The organism is Streptomyces sp. NPDC000880 (assembly GCF_053599675.1).
This window is the reverse complement of the sequence record NZ_JBSFMS010000145.1, coordinates 1-17801: the sequence shown is the minus strand read 5'-3', so window position 1 is coordinate 17801 and position 17801 is coordinate 1. Positions and strand designations below refer to the sequence as shown.

General features: G+C 70.0%; 17 protein-coding genes and 1 pseudogene. 1 reads left to right on the top strand and 17 read right to left on the bottom strand.

The features are described 5' to 3' along the window. From ACWDO5_RS31110 to proS, 14 genes and pseudogenes are all read right to left on the bottom strand, one after another. A partial coding sequence (locus ACWDO5_RS31110) for a YraN family protein (protein ID WP_450533794.1) occupies positions 1-203 on the bottom strand: 203 nt, incomplete at its 3' end. A 99-nt stretch (positions 204-302) separates the two neighbouring features. Next, the gene (locus ACWDO5_RS31105) at positions 303-611 is read right to left on the bottom strand and encodes a DUF2469 domain-containing protein (protein WP_003965949.1); all 309 of its coding nucleotides are present in this window, start codon (positions 609-611) and stop codon (positions 303-305) included. A gap of 55 nt (positions 612-666) precedes the next feature. Next, complete coding sequence (locus ACWDO5_RS31100; RefSeq protein WP_450533793.1) at positions 667-1191, bottom strand: NUDIX hydrolase; 525 nt, start codon at positions 1189-1191, stop codon at positions 667-669. 44 nt (positions 1192-1235) lie between these two features. Beyond that, positions 1236-2018, bottom strand: coding sequence for a signal peptidase I (gene lepB, locus ACWDO5_RS31095; protein ID WP_450533792.1), 783 nt, complete (start codon positions 2016-2018; stop codon positions 1236-1238). Positions 2019-2090: 72 nt separating this feature from the next. Next, entirely contained in the window at positions 2091-2891 is an 801-nt protein-coding gene (lepB, locus tag ACWDO5_RS31090) for a signal peptidase I (protein WP_450533791.1), read from the bottom strand. 88 nt (positions 2892-2979) lie between these two features. Continuing rightward, positions 2980-3988 (bottom strand): annotated as a pseudogene (lepB, locus tag ACWDO5_RS31085) (signal peptidase I). Continuing rightward, a complete protein-coding gene (lepB, locus tag ACWDO5_RS31080; protein ID WP_450533796.1) occupies positions 3981-4784 on the bottom strand; it encodes a signal peptidase I in 804 nt (267 codons plus the stop codon). Before lepB (ACWDO5_RS31080) ends, lepB (ACWDO5_RS31085) begins: the two are co-directional and overlap by 8 nt. Before the next feature lie 71 nt (positions 4785-4855). Beyond that, positions 4856-5206 carry a 50S ribosomal protein L19 gene (rplS, locus tag ACWDO5_RS31075; RefSeq protein WP_450533790.1) on the bottom strand — a complete coding sequence of 117 codons (351 nt, stop codon included), beginning with the start codon at positions 5204-5206 and terminating at the stop codon, positions 4856-4858. Between the two features lie 131 nt (positions 5207-5337). Then, entirely contained in the window at positions 5338-6159 is an 822-nt protein-coding gene (trmD, locus tag ACWDO5_RS31070; protein WP_450533789.1) for a tRNA (guanosine(37)-N1)-methyltransferase TrmD, read from the bottom strand. Next, positions 6159-6704 carry a ribosome maturation factor RimM gene (gene rimM / locus ACWDO5_RS31065; RefSeq protein WP_450533788.1) on the bottom strand — a complete coding sequence of 182 codons (546 nt, stop codon included), beginning with the start codon at positions 6702-6704 and terminating at the stop codon, positions 6159-6161. Before rimM ends, trmD begins: the two co-directional genes overlap by 1 nt. Positions 6705-6855: 151 nt before the next feature. Further along, positions 6856-7095, bottom strand: coding sequence for an RNA-binding protein (locus ACWDO5_RS31060; RefSeq protein WP_450533787.1), 240 nt, complete (start codon positions 7093-7095; stop codon positions 6856-6858). A 2-nt stretch (positions 7096-7097) separates the two neighbouring features. Next, positions 7098-7538 (bottom strand): 30S ribosomal protein S16, encoded by a 441-nt coding sequence (rpsP, locus tag ACWDO5_RS31055; protein ID WP_450533786.1) that lies wholly within the window; start codon positions 7536-7538, stop codon positions 7098-7100. A 219-nt stretch (positions 7539-7757) separates the two neighbouring features. Beyond that, complete coding sequence (locus tag ACWDO5_RS31050; RefSeq protein WP_450533785.1) at positions 7758-8387, bottom strand: hypothetical protein; 630 nt, start codon at positions 8385-8387, stop codon at positions 7758-7760. Between the two features lie 203 nt (positions 8388-8590). Further along, positions 8591-10003 carry a proline--tRNA ligase gene (gene proS, locus ACWDO5_RS31045; protein ID WP_450533783.1) on the bottom strand — a complete coding sequence of 471 codons (1413 nt, stop codon included), beginning with the start codon at positions 10001-10003 and terminating at the stop codon, positions 8591-8593. Between the two features lie 210 nt (positions 10004-10213). On the opposite strand from proS, the gene ACWDO5_RS31040 reads away from it, so the two are divergent. Continuing rightward, positions 10214-11062 carry a class I SAM-dependent methyltransferase gene (locus ACWDO5_RS31040; protein WP_450533781.1) on the top strand — a complete coding sequence of 283 codons (849 nt, stop codon included), beginning with the start codon at positions 10214-10216 and terminating at the stop codon, positions 11060-11062. Between the two features lie 410 nt (positions 11063-11472). On the opposite strand, the gene ftsH is transcribed toward ACWDO5_RS31040, so the two are convergent. The 3 genes from ftsH to ACWDO5_RS31025 form a co-directional block, all read right to left on the bottom strand. Continuing rightward, on the bottom strand, positions 11473-13371 hold the full coding sequence (gene ftsH / locus ACWDO5_RS31035) for an ATP-dependent zinc metalloprotease FtsH (RefSeq protein WP_450533779.1): 1899 nt from the start codon (positions 13369-13371) through the stop codon (positions 11473-11475). Positions 13372-13551: 180 nt separating this feature from the next. Beyond that, a complete protein-coding gene (gene ffh / locus ACWDO5_RS31030) occupies positions 13552-15105 on the bottom strand; it encodes a signal recognition particle protein (protein ID WP_450533778.1) in 1554 nt (517 codons plus the stop codon). A 289-nt stretch (positions 15106-15394) separates the two neighbouring features. Further along, positions 15395-17801, bottom strand: a 2407-nt coding sequence (locus ACWDO5_RS31025; RefSeq protein ID WP_450533777.1) for a [protein-PII] uridylyltransferase, incomplete at its 5' end; no start/stop codon positions are given.

The window sequence follows — 17801 nt, the reverse complement described above, 5'->3', positions numbered from 1 at the left end:
GGATGCTCGTACGGTCCGTACGTGCCGGCCCTGCGGGTCTTGACCTCGCAGACAACCACCGCGTCGCCGTCCCGGGCGACGATGTCGATCTCACCGGCCCGCCCACAGCGCCAGTTCCGCGCCAGCACCGTCATGCCGACATCGGCCAGCAGCCGCGCCGCCAGACCCTCGCCGTACCGCCCCAGTGCCCCCGTCGCGTTCATATCGGCACCACCTCCGGCACCGACTGTGACGCGTCAGACCACATCTAGTGGATCTTGGTGGATAACCCATTCATTGTGGATAACTCGGCCACCCGAGCGTCAGCCGCCCGGCAGCTCGAGATCGCTCTTATTCAGCTCCTCAATATTCACGTCCTTGAACGTGAGCACGCGTACCTGCTTGACGAACCTGGCCGGTCGGTACATGTCCCAGACCCAGGCGTCCGCCATCGACACTTCGAAAAAGACCTCGCCCTGTACGGAGTGCACCTGCATCTCGTAGTCATTGGTGAGGTAAAAGCGACGCTCGGTCTCGATCACATATTTGAACAGCCCGACGACGTCTCGGTACTCCCGGTAGAGCTTCAGCTCCATCTCGGTCTCGTACTTCTCGAGGTCCTCGGCGCTCATGGCATGTTCCCCTTCAGCCGTGCGTCCCCCTATTGTGCTCCAGCCCCCTGCGCCCCTAGACGATTTCTGGGGCCAGGACCACCGGCGCACTCGGAGGACCCTCGTCGAACAGCGTGCGCAGCAGCTCGGCGAGCCTGGTCGGGTACACCGTCTCACGCGCCGCCGACAGTTCGGCGTAGGTCCACCACCTCAGCCCAGCGACACTGCGTTGCTCGAGCTCCGTCAGCCCGTGCGGGGCCGTCACCGTCTGCGCGGTACGTGCCAGGAAGTACCACTCGTCCTGGTCCCAGCGCCGTCCGTCGAACGGAAATGAGCAGGTCCGGCGCCACAGCACCGGCCCCAGTTCCACCTCTGTGATCCCGGTCTCCTCGGCCAGCTCTCGCAGCGCGGCCTCCTGCCGGGTCTCGTCGCCCTCCAGGCCACCCCCCGGTGTGAACCACCAGCGGTCGGCCGGATCCTCGGGCTCGTACCCGTGGATCAGCAGAATGCGGTCCTGCGGATCGAGCAGCACGACCCGTGCGACCTTCCGCAGCCCGGCCTCGGGAGCCCGCAGCTCACCCTTGGGGGGCCGGCCCGCCATCACAGTCCCGCAGCTCTCTCTCGTCGTCCCCGCCCTCGCGGCCTTCAGCCGACACCCGCGGCCGCCGTTCCGCGCCCCGCGCCCCCGTGTCCTCCGCCGCCCGAAGCCCCGCGCCCCTTCCGCGACAGCCGCCGCGCGATCGGGCCGTACGCCGCACCGCCCAGGATCAACAGGGCTCCGGCCGCCACCGACCCGACCACCAGCTTCACCGGCCCCGGCTGCGACACTCCACCCGGCAGCGCCGCGAAGCCCTGGGGACGGTCCAGCAGACCGCCGTCCAGCGGCCATGCCACGGCATCCAGCCGCGCCGTCACCGCCGAGCGCGGCACCGACCCCTGCCCCGGATCCTGGAGGTGTACGCGGGAGTCCAGCGAGCCACTGCGCTCGTCGCCCAACAGGAACAGCTGCCCCTCGGGGACAGTCGCCGTGAAGCTGTCCGGCGAGGCGAGCCCCTTGGTGCGCAGATACGGTTCCTCAACCGCCGTGCCGTTGACCGTCAGCCTGCCGCCGTCGCCGCAGCAGGCGATCTTGTCGCCGCCCACGCCCACCACCCGCTTCACCATCGGCATATCGCCCCACTGCGCATCGCGGAACACCACGATGTCGCCGCGCCGCACCTGGTCGCCGTCAATCCGCTGCGCCAGCACCCGGTCACCCGCCATCACGGTCGGGGACATCGAGTCGGTCGGCACGGTGTAGGGCTGGTAGACCACGGCCCCCCAGATGAACCCCCCGAGGAAGAGCACACAGCCGACGGCCACGGCCAGGCCCGACAATGCACTGCCGAGCCGGCCGCGGCCGGCGTCCGTACGTCCCATTCCGCTCATCCCAGCGCTCCCCACCTCGGAGATTCGGCGTCCGAGAGCCATCCTCGGAGATCGGCGATCTGGGACGGCACCCTACCCGGGGGTATGCCCCGCGGTCAGCCTCCTGCGGCGCCACAGCGCGAAGGGCACAACGCCCAGGACGGGCCCGGCCGAGAGGACGGCGGCAGCGTTGTTGATCCCGGGCTGGTCGAAGGTGTCGGGCACCGGCAGCGTCGACCAGCGGTTCAGCGGCCAGGCCACCACGACAGCGCGTCCGACGACCATGTCGACCGGTACGAAGCCGCCGTTCACGTCTTCCATGTGGTAGCGGGAGTCCCGGGAGTTCTGGCGGTGGTCGCCCATCACCCAGATCCGGTCCTTGGGCACCTTGAACGGGCCGAAGGGCTGGTCGTCGCAGGGGGTGTCGCCGGGGTAGATGTACGGCTCGTCGAGCGCCTTCCCGTTGACCTTGACCGGGCCGCCCTTCCTGCACTCCACCGTGTCGCCGGCGATCGCAATCGTCCGCTTGATCAGGTCCTTCTCCTCGGCCGACGGCATCAGGCCGATGAAGCTGAGGAACTTCTGCGCAGGGTTCGGGTTGGGGATGGGCTCACCGTCCAGCCAGCCGCCCGGGTCGTGGAAGACGACCACCTCACCGCGCTCGGGCTCCGAGCCGAACCACGGGGTGAGTTTGTCGACCAGCACCCGGTCGCCGCGCTGCAGGGTGTTCTGCATCGAGTCGGAGGGGATCGAGAAAGCCTGCACCAGGAAGGTCTTGATGAGGAGCGCGAGAAGCAGCGCGATACCGATCAGGAGCGGCAGTTCCTTCCAGAAGGATCGCTGCTGCTTCTGTCCCGTACCACTGCCCTCGGAGGATCCGCTCTCGGCGTCCATCGTTCCCGCCGTCCCCGGCGTCCGAGCCGCCGATTCATCCGTCACAGCCGCGGGCGGCTCGGCAAGCTGCCCCGGCCCTTCCTCCGGCTCATCGTGTCCGGATCGTGCGCCGACGGCCACATCCCCCACGTCCACTCCTCACTCCGTGCGAACCGCCTGCCCCGAAGTCGGAGCAGGCCCACCACTCCCATAACGAGCGGGAGTTCCGCAGGGCTCGGGAGCAGGATCGTCCCGTTCAGATCCTCAGCTGACACCCTATTCGACGGGGAGAGTGCTGCGGTCGACCCGGCACGCGCGTTCGGGACGGATGCGTACGTCTCCGGCTCTTCCAGCTTGCGCCAGTGGCTGACCGGCCAGGCGATGACGACCGCGCGCCCGACGACCTCGTTCTCCGAGACGGTACCCCGGTCCTTCTCGTCGAGGTGGAAGCGCGAGTCCGCCGAGTTGGCCCGGTGGTCCCCCATCACGAAGATCCGCCCGGTCGGCACCTTGACCTCGAACCTCAGCGTTGAGGGAACGTTTCCGGGGTTCAGGTACGGCTCGATGAGCGGTACGCCGTTGACGGTGACCCGCCCGTCCTTGTCGCAGCACTTGACGGTGTCCCCGCCGACCGCGACCACCCTCTTGATCAGGTCCTGCTCGTCGTCCGACGGCAGCAGCCCTATGAAGGTCAAGCCTTGCTTGACCTGTTTGACGACGATCGGGTCGTCCTTCTTGGGAGCCTGCTCCTGCTGGAGCCAGCCGCCGGGATCCTTGAAGACGACGACATCACCGCGCTGCGGCTTGGAGCCGAACCACGGGGTGAGCTTGTCCACCAGTACGCGGTCCTGGATCCGGATGGTCTGCTCCATCGAGCCCGACGGGATCACGAAGGCCTGTACCAGGAACGTCTTCAGGACCAGCGCGATCATCAGCGCCACGGTGATCAGGAGGGGTATCTCCTTCACGGCCGACCGGCGGCGCTTGCGCTTCACCTTCTGCGCGAGCCTGCGGCGCTCCGCCCGGCCGGGCAGCGTCCTGGCGCCGTCCGTCGGCCGGGTCCCGGTCGGCAGCCGGGTGTCGGCCCGGTGACCCGCACGACGCCCGCGGTTACCCATGGGCGCCGCTCGGCATTCGTTCCGCCTCGGGTACGCCCACGAAGACGTCGGTCCCCTCCAGCGAGGTCCAGCGCCCGATCGGCCAGCCGATCCAGTCCGCCCGCCCGACCACCTTGTCGACGGGCACCATGCCGCCGCCGGGCTCCCCCAGATGGTCGCGGGAGTCACGCGAGTGGCTCCGGTGGTCTCCCATGACCCACAGAGTGCCCTGCGGAACGACGATGTCGAAGGGGACCTCGGACGGGACGTCGCCGGGATGGAGATATCTCTCGTCGACCGGTACGCCGTTCACCTCGACCCTGCCCCCCTTGTCGCAGCAGACCACGCGGTCACCGCCCACGCCGACGACGCGCTTGACGAAGTCGGTCTCGGCGGGCTCGGCCAGCCCCAGCGCCGCAAGCGCGCCGCGTGTCAGGGCGCTGACCGGATTTTCCTCCAGGCCCTCCTGTACGAAGGATCCGGCGCCGTCGAAGACGACTACGTCCCCCCGCTGGGGCCCGGAACCGAAACGGTACGCCAGCTTGTTCACCAGCACCCGGTCGCCGACCTGAAGGGTGGGCTCCATGGAGCTGCTGGGGATCTGGAAGGGCTGCACCACGAAGTGGCTGAACAGCAGCACAACGACGGTGCAGATGACGCCGAGCAGCCCGGCTCTGCGCCAGGACATACCGCGGAGAGGTGTGCCCGGCCGTTCAAAGGGGCGCGATGAACGCACAGAGCGCGACCCCTCTCCCTCTTCCCCGGCTTCGGGGGCGGAAGAGCGGTCGCGCTCCGTGTGCTTCGCTTCGGTGTCCATCAAGGGCAGAGCCTATCCGGCCGCCCTGTGCCTGCTCAGGCCAAAGCTGGGCGCGCGGTGTGAGCCGTAGCTCAGTTGTCGCGCTTCTCCTTGATCTTGGCAGCCTTGCCGCGCAGGTCGCGCAGGTAGTAGAGCTTGGCGCGACGGACGTCACCGCGGGTGACGAGCTCGATCTTCTCGAAGATCGGGCTGTGCACCGGGAAGGTGCGCTCGACGCCGACGGAGAAGGAGACCTTGCGGACCGTGAAGGACTCGCTGACGCCCGAGCCCTGGCGGCGGATGACAACGCCCTTGAACTGCTGGATACGCGAGCGGTTGCCCTCGATGACGCGAACGTGGACGTTCACGGTGTCGCCGGGACGGAAGGCGGGGACGTCGCTGCGCAGCGACGTGGAGTTGACGGAGTCGAGCAGGCTGGCCATGAAGGTCTGCTTCCTCGCCGATGCCACAGGTCATCAGCGGAATGATCGAGATGAGAATCAGGGTGCCGTCCACGTCGAGCGGGCGTCGTTCCCCCTGTGGCAGGGGCGCACACTGGACGTACAGCAGCGGCCTATTCTTCCACGGCCTCGGGCCTGCGCCAAAATCGGCCGCCGGGCTCCGGCGCCCAGCCCAGGATGGAGAGGATCTCCCGGTCCTTCTTGTCGAAGACGGCGGGGTCGCAACGCTCAATCAGATCGGGCCTGTTGAGGACCGTGCGGCGGATCGCCTCGTCCCGCCGCCAGCGCGCGACCTTCCCGTGATGCCCGCTGACCAGCACCTCCGGAATGGCGCGTCCGCGCCACTCGGGCGGCTTGGTGTAGACGGGGCCTTCGAGCAGATTGGCCATCGCGCCGGGCGCGAAGGAGTCGTCCCGGTGCGACTCGGCGTTGCCCAGGACCCCGGGCAGCAGCCGCGCCACGGCCTCCGTGATCACCAGTACGGCCGCCTCGCCGCCGGCCAGGACATAGTCACCGATGGACACCTCGTAGACCGGTATCCGGATGGCGTACTCGTCGATGACCCGGCGGTCGATGCCCTCGTAGCGAGCGGGAGTGAAAATCAGCCACGGCCGCTCGGAGAGCTCGACGGCGAGCTCCTGGGTGAACGGGCGGCCGCTGGGTGTGGGCACGACCATGACCGGGCCGTGCGCGCCCGCCTCGTAGCCGCTCGCCAGCGCGTCGTCGAGAGCATCGCCCCAGGGCTCGGTCTTCATGACCATGCCGGGGCCGCCACCGTAGGGGGTGTCGTCGACGGTGTTGTGCCGGTCGTACGTCCACTCGCGCAGGTCGTGCACATGGACATCGAGCTGCCCACGCGCGCGTGCCTTGCCGACGAGCGAGACGTTCAGTGGTTCCAGGTACTCGGGGAAGATCGTGACGACGTCGAGCCGCATCAGGCATCGTCCCTCGACGATGCGATCTCCGCCTCGCTGTCGTTGATGAGTCCGGGCGGCGGGTCAATGACGGCCCGCTGCTTCTCGAGGTCGATCTCGGTCACGATCTCCTCGACGAAGGGGATCATCACCTCGCTGCCGTCGGGCCGCTCGACGATGAACAGGTCCTGCGAGGGCAGATGACTGATGTCGGTGATCCGGCCGATCTCGGTGCCGTCGGCGAGGACGACATCGAGGTCCATCAGCTGGTGGTCGTAGAACTCCTCGGGATCCTCGGGGAGGGCTTCCGGGTCCACCTCGGCAATCAGCAGGGTGTTGCGCAGGGCTTCGGCGGCGCTGCGGTCCCGTACGCCCTCGAAGCGCAGCAGCAGCCGGCCACTGTGCACCCGGCCGGTCGCGATCGTCAGGGGTCCGGTGGTGGCCGGGTCGGTGGCCAGTACGGCGCCGGGCGCGAGCCGCAGTTCCGGCTCGTCCGTACGCACCTCGACGGTGACCTCGCCCTTGATGCCGTGGGCGCGGCCGATCCGCGCGACTACCAGCTGCACTGCACTCCTTTGCGGCTGAACCGCCGCCGCTCTCGCGGACCTGGTTCGTGGTTCCTCAATCGATGATTGCGGTCGTGGACTCAAGGTCGCAAACGCCACGGGCCGGGAAGGGGCCGAAGGCCCTCCCCGGCCCGTGCCGGTGCTGCGTATGTCAGTGAATCTGGTCCACGTCGACGAGGTCGACGCGGATGCCACGGCCACCAATGGCGCCCACGACGGTGCGCAGGGCGCGTGCGGTGCGGCCATTGCGGCCGATCACCTTACCGAGATCGTCGGGGTGGACCCGGACCTCGAGCACGCGACCGCGGCGCAGATTGCGCGAGGCCACTTGCACATCGTCCGGGTTGTCGACGATGCCCTTCACGAGGTGCTCGAGAGCCTCCTCGAGCATGCTCAGGCCTCGGTCGACTCGGTGGACGGGGCCTCAGCAGCCTCGTCCGCCTTCTTGTCGGCCTTCTTCGCCTTCGGGGTGATGGCCTCACCCTTCGGCTCGTCACCCTCGAGGCCCTTGGTGAAGTCCTCGAACGCGGCGCGCTTGTCCTTCGGCTCCGCGACGAGCAGCGGCGCCGGGGCCGGCAGGCCCTTGTGCGCCTGCCAGTCACCGGTGAGCTTCAGGATCGCGAGAACCGGCTCGGTCGGCTGGGCGCCGACCGACAGCCAGTACTGGGCACGCTCCGAGTTGACCTCGATGCGCGAGGGGTTCTGCACCGGGTGGTACAGACCGATCTCCTCGATGGCCCGGCCGTCACGGCGGGTACGGGAGTCGGCGACGACGATGCGGTAGTGAGGCGAACGGATCTTGCCCAGACGCTTCAGCTTGATCTTGACTGCCACGGGAGTGGTGTCTCCTGGTCTTGACGTGGTTGGGCACAACGAGATGCCACGTGGGGTTGCGGTACTCGGGTGCCCGATGGACGCGTCAGCCGGAGGCGAGAGGGTTCCTGTGCGGCTGTCGAGTACAGCTAGCCATTGTGCCACAGACCAGCGGTGGGCTTGCACATGGCCGGTGTCGCACCGCCCCCGTCGGCGGCCCGACCCGGCGGACGGAAGCCATCAGCTCGCGGCGGCGACTACTTCCGGGATACGGAAGGGTTTGCCGCAGCCGCCGCAGACGATGGGAGCCTGGGCGAGAACGGACGGGACGACCCGGACATTGCGGCCGCAGTCGCACACAGCCTTCACGCGCACGCCACCGCCGGACGAGCCGTGCCGGGCGGCCGGCCCGCGGAAGGTGCGCTTGGTGTCGGAGGCCGTCGCGACGGTGTGCGCCTTGAGGGCGCGCTGCAGTCTCTCGATCGTGGGGCGGTACCGCCGCTTCGCCTCGGGATTGAGCGCGACCAGCGAGAAGCCGCTGCTGGGGTGCGGCTCGTCGATATGGTCCAGGCCCATCTCCTCGGCGATCGCCAGGAATCGGCGGTTGTGGTAGCGGCCGGCGCGGGAGGTGTCGCGGACACCTCGGGCGGCGGCGATGCCATGGACTGCCTCGTGGAGCAGTCGCTCGAAGGAGAGCTCGTGGCCGCAGGCGGACGAGGACTCTCCGATCAGGGACTCGGGCGCGGCAAGATCAGGCAGCTCGGGGTGGTGCCGCTGAATATCGGCCCACGCCTGTGCCAGCTCTGCGGCGAGAACAGGTGGTGTCGTGCTCACGTCGTGATAACGAGCCGGGGCGCTCGCGGGTTCCATTCCGGGGCATCCCAAATAATTTGCACGTACCCGTCAGTTGCCGTTGATGCGTCCGGACGAGGGCGGGTGCGCTGATCTGCGGAGAAGCTTCGCAGCTCACACCAAGGTGGTACGTAGCGGCTCGTACGCCCCAGCGCGTAGACAAGGGCCGTGCGCCCGGGGCAGCTGCCCGGTTCCGGCCAGCGTGCGCTCAGCGGGCCACCTCAGTAGGCGCGGCCCACGATCGCGACAGTACCCGGCGCGTCGTCGGCCTCAGGCACCGACCCGTCCTCGGCGACCAGACACCGTACGGACACTGCCTGCTCGGCGAGCTTGTCCTCGCCTTCCTGTCCCAGGGTCGACCAGGGGATACGGGCCCAGCCGCCTGCGACGGCGGCCTCAGCGGCCTCCTCGATCGTCGTCACATCGGTCGTACGGGACTCGCGGCGGTCGCGCGACTGCTTCAGCAACTGCGCCTGGTCCTCCTCCAAGACATCGGGCAGCAGCTCGGCCAACGCCTCGATCCGCACCGGCTCCTTGCCCCCGGGGATGCGGCGGGCCAGCATCGCGGTGCCCGCCTCCAGGTCGCGCGGGCCGACCTCGATGCGTACCGGGACGCCCTTGAGCTCCCAGTCGACCACGCGGCGGCCGAAGGGGGTGTCGGTGCGGTCGTCGATCTGCACGCGCAGTCCCTCGGCCTTCAGCCGGTCGCCGATCTCGCGGACCTTGGCTACCGCCTCGTCGCCCTTGATGGCCATGACGACGACCTGGACGGCCGCGATACGCGGCGGGACGCGCAGTCCGTTGTCGTCGCCGTGCGACATGATCAGGCCGCCGACCATCCGGGTGGACGAGCCCCAGGAGGTCTGCCAGGCCAGCTCCTGCTTGCCGTCCTTTGACAAGTAGGTGGTGTTGAAGGCCTTGGAGAAGTTGGTGCCGAGCTCATGGCTCGTACCCATCTGAAGGGCCTTGCCGTCGCCCATCATGGCTTCGAGCGTGAGGGTGTTGATGGCGCCGGCGAAGCGCTCCTTGGGCGTCTTGCGGCCGAGCACCACGTCGATGCCGAGAACATTGATCATGAAGTCCGCGTAGACGTTCTTGTGGATGTAGGCGGCGTAGTCGCGGGCGTCCTCGTAGGTGGCGTGGGCGGTGTGGCCCTCCTGCCAGAGGAATTCGGTCGTACGCAGGAAGATGCGCGGGCGCATCTCCCAACGGACCACATTGGCCCACTGGTTGATCAGGAGCGGCAGATCGCGGTAGCTCTGCACCCACTTCGAGAAGTAGTCATTGATGATCGTCTCGGACGTGGGGCGTACGACAACGGGCTCCTCGAGCTCCTTGCCGCCACCGTGTGTGACGACCGCAAGCTCGGGTGCGAAGCCCTCGACGTGCTCAGCTTCCCGAGTCAGGTAAGACTGTGGGATGAAGAGCGGGAAGTAGGCGTTCTGGGCACCCGCGTCCTTGATCCTGGCGTCCATCTCCTGCTGCATCCGCTCCCACAGGCCGTAGCCGTACGGTCGGATGACCATGGTGCCGCGCACGGGGCCGTTGTCCGCCAGTTCGGCCTTGTTGATCAGGTCCTGGTACCAGCGCGGGAAGTCTTCCGACTGGGGCGTAAGAACGGGTGCCTTTGCCATGGCGCGCATCGTACGGCGATGCCGGGGCCAAGCGTGAATCGGCCAACGTCCGAGGGCGCACGCCGGGGGCGCGCAAGCATTGCCCCTCAACCCCTGGACTTGCGGGCGCATGCGGAGTTCTCTGGCATACGGGGGGAGCGCAGGCGTACGCACGCGGGGGGGCTGTCCTTCAGAGCTCGGCTGATCTCTTGGCGGATTGGGGCGCTTTCGATGACACCAACGCTCGTCCAGCACCGACCCCACGCGTCGTCTACGTCTCCGTCTCCGGCGGAGGCGTGTGCGAGGGCCCGGGACTGGGCCGAGATCCAGGAACGGATGCTGGTGCCGCTGTACGAGGCGGTGTACGAGCGCTTGGAGGTCGGCTCCGGGACGCGGCTGCTCGGCCTCGACTGCGGGTCCGGTCTCGCGCTGCTGATCGCGGCGTCGCGCGGTGCGGGGGTGACTGGGGTCGACACGAACCGCGAACGGCTCGCGCTGGCGCGGGAACGGATGACTCCGGACGCGGGGGCGCCTGCGCGGGACGTCGCGCTGATGGAAGGCGAAGCGGCGGCCGCGGCAGATTCGGAGCGGGATCCGTACAACCTGATCACCGCGTTTCAGCCGATCGGCCTTGCGGCGGGTGACTCGGAGGGCCTTGGACCGGCTGTCGCTGCGGCCGTCGAGCTCGCGGAGCACGGCAGCGCGGTGGTGCTCACGGGCTGGGGCCCGCCGGAGCGGTGCGCGACGTCGGGTGTGCTGCGGGTGGCGGGCCGGCTGACCGACCGGCTGCGGAAGGGCGGCTGGCGCCCGGCGCTCCGGGACGACCTGGAGGACGTCGCGGCCCGGGCGGGCCTGAAGCCGGACGGTTCGGGCCGGGTGGCGTGCCCCTTCGGCTACGCGGACATGGAGAGCGCGGTGCGCGGGCTGATGTCGACGGGGCTGTACGCGTCGGCGGTGCTGGCGACTGACCAGTCGCAGGTGGAGAAGGAGATCAAGGAGTCGCTGCATGCGCATCGGCGGCGGGACGGCACGGTGTGGATGCCGAATGTGTTCCGGTACCTGATCGCGCGGACGCGCTGAGGCGGGTCGGGGGTGTGGGTGCGGGTCCGCTGCGCGGGGCCTTTCCCCTCCCCGCTCCTTCCCACAACCGGGGCAAGCCCCGGACCCCGGGGCGGCAGCTTCGCGCCGCCGTGCGAGGGCGCTGATCGGCTGCTTCGCGCCGCCCGCCTGCGGGGCTCGCCCCGAGCCGACCCGAGATTCCCGGACAGCGGGCGCCAGTTCCACGCCGCGGCGCGGGCGCTCTTGAGCGGCAACTTCCCGCCGCCACCTTGCGGGCGCGCCCCGGGCCCCCGAACCGGGCCCGGCCGGTGCCAGCTCCTCGCCGCCGGCCTGCGAGGGCTCGAGCGGCCCCGGGACGGTCGGCGGCAGCCTGGGGGGCTCACCGCGAGGGCACACGAAAGCCCTGATACGGCGCGCCGCTGCCCGAAGCGCTACTCGTCCTTGTCCGGGCGGGTGATGCCCGCCGCGCGGTACGCCGCGGACTCCTCCAGGGTTTCGTTCTCCAGCAGCGCCTGCGCCAGCGCATCCAAACGGTCGCGGCTGTCGCGCAGTTGGCGGCAGGCACTCTCGTAGCACTCGTCGACGATCCGGCGCATCTCGTGCTCCACCGTGTCCAGCGTCGCGGGGGCGGCGGAGAGGCCGTACGCCTGCTGGGCATCCTTCGGGATCGCGGTCAGTCTGCCGACCCGTTCGCTCATGCCCCAGCGGCCGACCATGCCCCTGGCCAGGTTCGTGACCTGTTCCAGGTCGCTCTCCGAGCCTGTCGTAATCACGTCGAAGACGACGTGCTCGGCCGCCATCCCGCCCAGCGCGCCGACGATGCGGCCGCGCAGATACTCCTCGGTGTACGCGTACCTGTCCGCGTCAGGGGTGGAGAGCGTGACGCCCAGCGCCCGGCCGCGCGGCACGATGGTGACCTTGCGGACCGGGTCCGCGCCCGGCTGGAGCATGCCGAGCAGCGCGTGCCCGCTCTCGTGGTAGGCGGTGCGTTTGCGGTCCTCCTCCGGAATGACCAGCGGGCGTTCCGCGCCGAGCTGGACCTTCTCCAGGGCGTCGAAGAGGTCGGACTGGGTGACTTCCGACCGTTTGCGCTTGACCGCGAGGAGCGCGGCCTCGTTGACCAGGTTGGCGAGGTCCGCGCCCGTCATCCCCGGCGTCGCACTGGCGATCTCGGCCAGGTCGACATCCTTGGCCAATGGGGTCCGCCGGGTGTGGATCTTGAGGATGGCCTCGCGGCCTGCGCGGTCGGGCGGGGAGACCTGGACGATCCGGTCGAAGCGGCCGGGCCGGGTCAGCGCGGGGTCGAGGACGTCGGCGCGGTTGGTGGCGGCGATTACGACCACGCCTTCCGAGCCGCTGAAGCCGTCCATCTCGGTGAGGATCTGGTTGAGCGTCTGCTCGCGCTCGTCGTGCCCGCCCAGGCCCGCGCCGCCGCCCCGCACCCGCCCGATCGTGTCGATCTCGTCGATGAAGATGATGGCGGGAGCGACCTTGCGCGCCTCGGCGAAGAGTTCACGGACCCGGCCGGCGCCGACGCCGACGATCATCTCGATGAACTCCGAGGCGGACGCGGAGAAGAACGGCACCCCGGCCTCGCCCGCCACTGCCCGTGCCAGCAGCGTCTTTCCGGTGCCAGGCGGTCCCGAGAGCAGTACGCCGCCGGGCATCCTCGCGCCCATCCTCCGGTACGCCTGTGGGTTCTTGAGGAAGTCGACGACGTCGTTGAGCTCGGCCTTGACCTCGTCGATGCCGGCCACGTCCTCGAAGGTGGTCCGCTTGCCCGGCTCGAGCTCCACCGGCTTCGGCTTGCGGCCGAGCAAGCCGCCGCCCAGCGGCGCGCCCGCCCGCCGGGCGATGTACAGCCACAGCAGTACGAGGAGCAGCATCGGCGCAAGCGAGATCAGCGCATTGGCCAGATAGCCGCGTCCCGTGACGACCGGCTCGGCCGTAACGGTGACGTTCTGCTTGCTCAGTTCGTCCCAGAGCTTGTCGTCGGCGAAGGCCGGCCGATGGGTCGTGAACTTGGTGTAGTCGCCCTCGCCGTCAGGAAGGGGGGCCTTCCGCTTGAGCTCGCCCTGGATCGTGTCGCCCCTGGCGTAGATCTTCGAGACATTGCCGTTTCTGACCTGCTTGCTGAACTCCGTGTACGGGACGCTGGGCTCACTTACGCCGCCGAAGAGGGACAGCAGCAGATTGGCGGCCAGAAAGACGACGAGAGCGGTGAGAGTCAGGCCGGCCCAGCCTCCGGGCATCTTCTTCCTGGGCGGGGGCGCCCCCTCGGAGCGCCACGGCTGGTCGGCCCGCTCGCGTGGGGGTACGGGGTTGGCCACGCCTACTCTCCTCTGCCGTGACTCGGCGCCTGTGCCCATGACCGCACAGATCCCCAGGCGTCGCCAGCCGAAGCCGCCGGCCCGGCGAAGCCGCCGTCACGCGGCCGGACCGAGCACGCCAAGGGCCCACGGCCGGTCCGGCGCGCGGGCCCTTGGGGCTGGTGTCAGCGTGTCGGCCTGTCAGCCCATGAACTTCTTGAACTCGTCGGGCAGTTCGAAGTCCTTGCCCGGCTCACCGGCCGCCGGCAGGCCGAAGGCGTTGCCCTGCGCCGCCTGCTCGCGGCGCGCCGCAGCCGCCTGCTCCTCGGCCTTGCGCTTCATCGGGTTGCCGCTCTTGCGCTTGCCCTTGGCCTGCTTGACCTGCTTCTTCTGACGGCCGGGCCCGCCACCCATGCCGGGCATCCCGGGCATGCCCGGCATCCCGCCGCCCTGCGCCATCCTCGACATCATCTTGCGGGCCTCGAAGAACCGCTCCACCAGGCCCTTCACGGCGCTGACCTCGACACCGGAGCCCTTGGCGATACGGGCACGGCGCGAGCCGTTGATGATCGTCGGCTCCTGACGCTCGCCGGGCGTCATCGACTTGATGATCGCGGCGGTACGGTCCACGTCCCGCTCGTCGATGTTGTTGATCTGGTCCTTGATCTGCCCCATGCCGGGCAGCATCCCGAGCAGCTTGGAGATGGAGCCCATCTTCCTGACCTGCTCCATCTGGGCCAGGAAGTCGTCGAGCGTGAAGTCCTTGCCCTTGCTGCTCGCCAGCTTGGAGGCCATTTTGGCGGCCTCTTCCTGGCTGAAGGTCTGCTCGGCCTTCTCGATCAGCGACAGCATGTCGCCCATGCCGAGGATGCGGGACGCCATGCGGTCCGGGTGGAACGCGTCGAAGTCGTCCAGCTTCTCGCCGTTGGAGGCGAACATGATCTGGCGGCCGGTGACATGCGCGATGGACAGCGCCGCGCCACCGCGGGCGTCACCGTCGAGCTTGGACAGCACCACGCCGTCGAAGCCGACGCCGTCCCGGAACGCCTCCGCGGTGTTGACCGCGTCCTGACCGATCATCGCGTCGACGACGAAGAGGACCTCGTCGGGGCTGACGGCGTCGCGGATGTCCGCGGCCTGCTGCATCAGCTCCTGGTCGATGCCGAGGCGGCCGGCGGTGTCGACGATGACCACGTCGTACTGCTTGGCCTTGGCGTGCTCGATGGATTCCTTGGCGACCTTGACCGGGTCACCGACGCCGTTGCCCGGCTCCGGCGCGTAGACCGCGACGCCCGCGCGCTCGGCGACGACGGAGAGCTGGGTGACCGCGTTGGGGCGCTGGAGGTCACAGGCGACGAGCAGCGGCGAGTGCCCCTGGCCCTTGAGCCACAGGCCCAGCTTTCCGGCCAGCGTCGTCTTACCGGCACCCTGCAGACCCGCGAGCATGATCACGGTCGGCGGCTGCTTGGCGAACCGGAGGCGGCGGGTCTCGCCGCCGAGGATGCCGATGAGCTCCTCGTTGACGATCTTGATGACCTGCTGGGCGGGGTTCAGCGCCTGGGAGACCTCGGCGCCACTCGCGCGCTCCTTGACCTGCTTGATGAAGGCCCGGACGACGGGCAGCGCGACATCCGCCTCGAGCAGCGCGATACGGATCTCGCGCGCCGTGGCGTCGATGTCCGCCTCGGACAGGCGGCCCTTGCCCCGGAGGTTCTTGAATGTCGCGGCAAGGCGGTCGGAGAGGGTGTCGAACACGGCGGTCGCGGATCCTCAGGTGTCGGGAGCGGGCGGACAGTGCCCCCCAGGGTATCCGGCCGCGCGCGGTGGGGTCTGCCCCGTGGGGGTCAGGGGATATCTCATGGATCAGGCTGGATCAGTGAGCGGGGTCGGGCGATGGGAGCAGCTCCCGTACCCGAAGGGCTACGGGGGAGCATCGCAACGCGGAGGAAGGAGCCCACGCGGAGCGTAGGCGAACAACAACAACGCAGCGAGGTGCCGTGCCAGGGACCGCGAACCCAGCGAGATCATGAGAAACCCCCCAGCGTCAGGCGCGCAGTACCGCCTCCAGCGCACGGGCCGTCTCGGCGGCCTCCTCGGCGGGCAGCGGCGCCCCTTCCGGGCCCGTCACATAGAAGGCGTCGACGGCGTTCGCGCCGAGCGTGGAGACATGGGCGCTGCGCACCCGTATGGCCGCTGCGTCCAGCGCGCGGCCGATGCGGTGCAGCAGACCGGGGGCGTCATGGGCGCGGACCTCGATCACTGTGGCGAGCCGGGAGCCCGCGGGCGCGACCGTCACGCGCGGGGGCGGGGCCTGGACACCGCGGCGGCGCGGATAGGCGGCCTCCCGCTCGGCGAGCCTGGCCGGGATGTCGAGCGAGCCGTCCAGGGCCCGTACGAGATCGGCGCGGAGCCGGGCGGCCTGCGGCAGGGAGCCGTACTCCGCCGCCACCCGCCAGCTCAGCAGCAGTACGCCACCGGGCCCGCCGAGTTCGCTGGGCAGATCGATGGAGCGCAGGTCGGCCGCCCGGACGGTCAGCCGGTGCAGGGCCAGCACGCCGGCCGCCGCGGGCAGCACCCCTGGCTGGTCGGGCAGCGCGATCAGCAGCTCTACGCCGACGGGTTCGGGTTCGTCGCCGGCCGGCGGCTCGGTCTGGGCGTGCAGCGCGAGCACCGGTTCGCCGGTGCGCAACGCCTCGATGGCGAGTCGTTCCTGCTCGGCGCTCGGCTCGGCGGGCTCCGGCTCGGCCGGGGCGGCGCCCGCGAGGACGGCCGCGACCCGTTGCACCAGGTCATCGACGAGCGAACCGCGCCACGAGGACCAGGCGGCGGGCCCGGTGGCGAGCGCGTCGGCCTCCGTCAGGGCGTGCAGCAACTCGAGCGTGCCGGCCGATCCGACGACCTCGGCGACGGAGGCGACCGTGGCCGGGTCGTCCAGATCGCGCCGGGTGGCTGTCTCAACGAGCAGCAGGTGGTGGCGTACGAGCGTGGCGATGACGGCCACATCGGCGCGGTCGAATCCGATCCGGGCGGCGACGTCCTCGGCGATGGTCTCGCCCGCCACCGAGTGGTCGCCCGGCCAGCCCTTGCCGATGTCGTGCAGCAGGGCCGCGATCAGCAGCAGATCGGGGCGGCCCACCCGGCGGGTCAGCGCGGAGGCCTTGACCGCCGCCTCGACGAGATGCCGGTCGACGGTCCAGGTGTGTACGGGGTTGCGCTGTGGCCGGCACCGTACGCGCTCCCAGTCGGGCAGCAGCTGAGTGATCAGGCCTTCGGCCTCGAGCGCCTCCCAGACCGCGACCGTCGACTCCCCCGCGCCGAGCAGGGTGAGGAGCTCCTCGCGGGCTTCGGCGGGCCACGGCACAGGCAGCGGGCGGGCGGTCGCCGCGAGCCGCCGTACCGCGTGCAGGGAGATCGGCAGCCCGGACTGGGCGGCTGCCGCGGCGGCCCGCAGCGGGAGCACCGGGTCGCGTTCGGGCCGCGCTGCGCGGGCGAGCACCACTTCGCCGTCCTGCTCGACGACGCCCTCGGCGAGCGGGTTGCGCTCGGGCTGGGTGCCGCGGCCGCCGCCCAGCATCGCCCGCAGCCGGGGCCGTACGGCGCGTGACCGAAGGACGCGGTTCACCTCGCGCCAGGTGACGTCCGCGGCGTACGAGACGGTGCGCGCCGCTTCGTACACCTGCCGCAGCAGCACGTCGGCGTCCAACAGGCCGAGCTCGGCGGCGACTTGGTCATGCTCCTGGAGGGCGAGCCGGTCGGTGGCCCGCCCTGTGGACAGATGCAGCGCGTCCCGTGCGTCCAGCAGCGTCCGGCGGGCCTCGGTAAGCCCTTCGCGGGGCGCGTCGGCGAGCCAGGAGGCGGCGACGGCGCGCAGTGCGGTGGCGTCCCTCAGCCCGCCGCGCGCCTCTTTCAGGTCCGGCTCCAGGAGGAACTGCAACTCGCCCTGGCGCTCGGCCCGTTCACGGCAGAGCTCGTCCAGCTCGGGCAGCCGCTTGGGTGCCTGGTTACGCCAGTCGGCCAGCACAGCGGTGCGCAGCCCGGCCACCAGACCCAGATCGCCCGCGACGTGGCGCGCGTCCAGCAGGCCGAGCTGCACCTTGAGGTCTTCGCCCGCGGTCTTGCGGGCTTCGCCGGGAGTGCGTACGGAGTGGTCGAGTGCGAGCCCCAGATCCCACACCGGGTACCAGATCCGGTCCGCGAGGGCAGCGAGGTCGCCCGCGTCCGCCCGCCCGTCGTGCAGCAGGAGCAGATCGAGGTCGCTGCGCGGGGAGAGTTCGCCGCGCCCGTAGCCGCCGACGGCGACGAGCGCCGCGCCCCGCACCCCGGCCTCCAGGCAGGCGGTGGTGAACAGCGCGTTCAGCCAGTCGTCGGTCAGTCTGGCCAGGGCAGCACCAGGGCGAGGCCGAAGGCGGGGTTGAAGACCCAGGTGAGCAGGCCCAGGCTGATCAGGCCGC

Excerpts from the sequence above, each read along its gene's own strand:
- ACWDO5_RS31100 (WP_450533793.1), bottom strand. The coding sequence starts at position 1,191 with ATGGCGGGCCGGCCCCCCAAGGGTGAGCTGCGGGCTCCCGAGGCCGGG.
- lepB (WP_450533791.1), bottom strand. The coding sequence starts at position 2,891 with ATGGACGCCGAGAGCGGATCCTCCGAGGGCAGTGGTACGGGACAGAAG.
- lepB (WP_450533796.1), bottom strand. The coding sequence starts at position 4,784 with ATGGACACCGAAGCGAAGCACACGGAGCGCGACCGCTCTTCCGCCCCC.
- ACWDO5_RS31060 (WP_450533787.1), bottom strand. The coding sequence starts at position 7,095 with ATGCTCGAGGAGGCTCTCGAGCACCTCGTGAAGGGCATCGTCGACAAC.
- ACWDO5_RS31040 (WP_450533781.1), top strand. The coding sequence starts at position 10,214 with ATGACACCAACGCTCGTCCAGCACCGACCCCACGCGTCGTCTACGTCT.
- ACWDO5_RS31050 (WP_450533785.1), bottom strand. The coding sequence starts at position 8,387 with ATGGAACCCGCGAGCGCCCCGGCTCGTTATCACGACGTGAGCACGACA.
- ACWDO5_RS31105 (WP_003965949.1), bottom strand. The coding sequence starts at position 611 with ATGAGCGCCGAGGACCTCGAGAAGTACGAGACCGAGATGGAGCTGAAG.
- rplS (WP_450533790.1), bottom strand. The coding sequence starts at position 5,206 with ATGGCCAGCCTGCTCGACTCCGTCAACTCCACGTCGCTGCGCAGCGAC.
- trmD (WP_450533789.1), bottom strand. The coding sequence starts at position 6,159 with ATGCGGCTCGACGTCGTCACGATCTTCCCCGAGTACCTGGAACCACTG.
- lepB (WP_450533792.1), bottom strand. The coding sequence starts at position 2,018 with ATGAGCGGAATGGGACGTACGGACGCCGGCCGCGGCCGGCTCGGCAGT.
- proS (WP_450533783.1), bottom strand. The coding sequence starts at position 10,003 with ATGGCAAAGGCACCCGTTCTTACGCCCCAGTCGGAAGACTTCCCGCGC.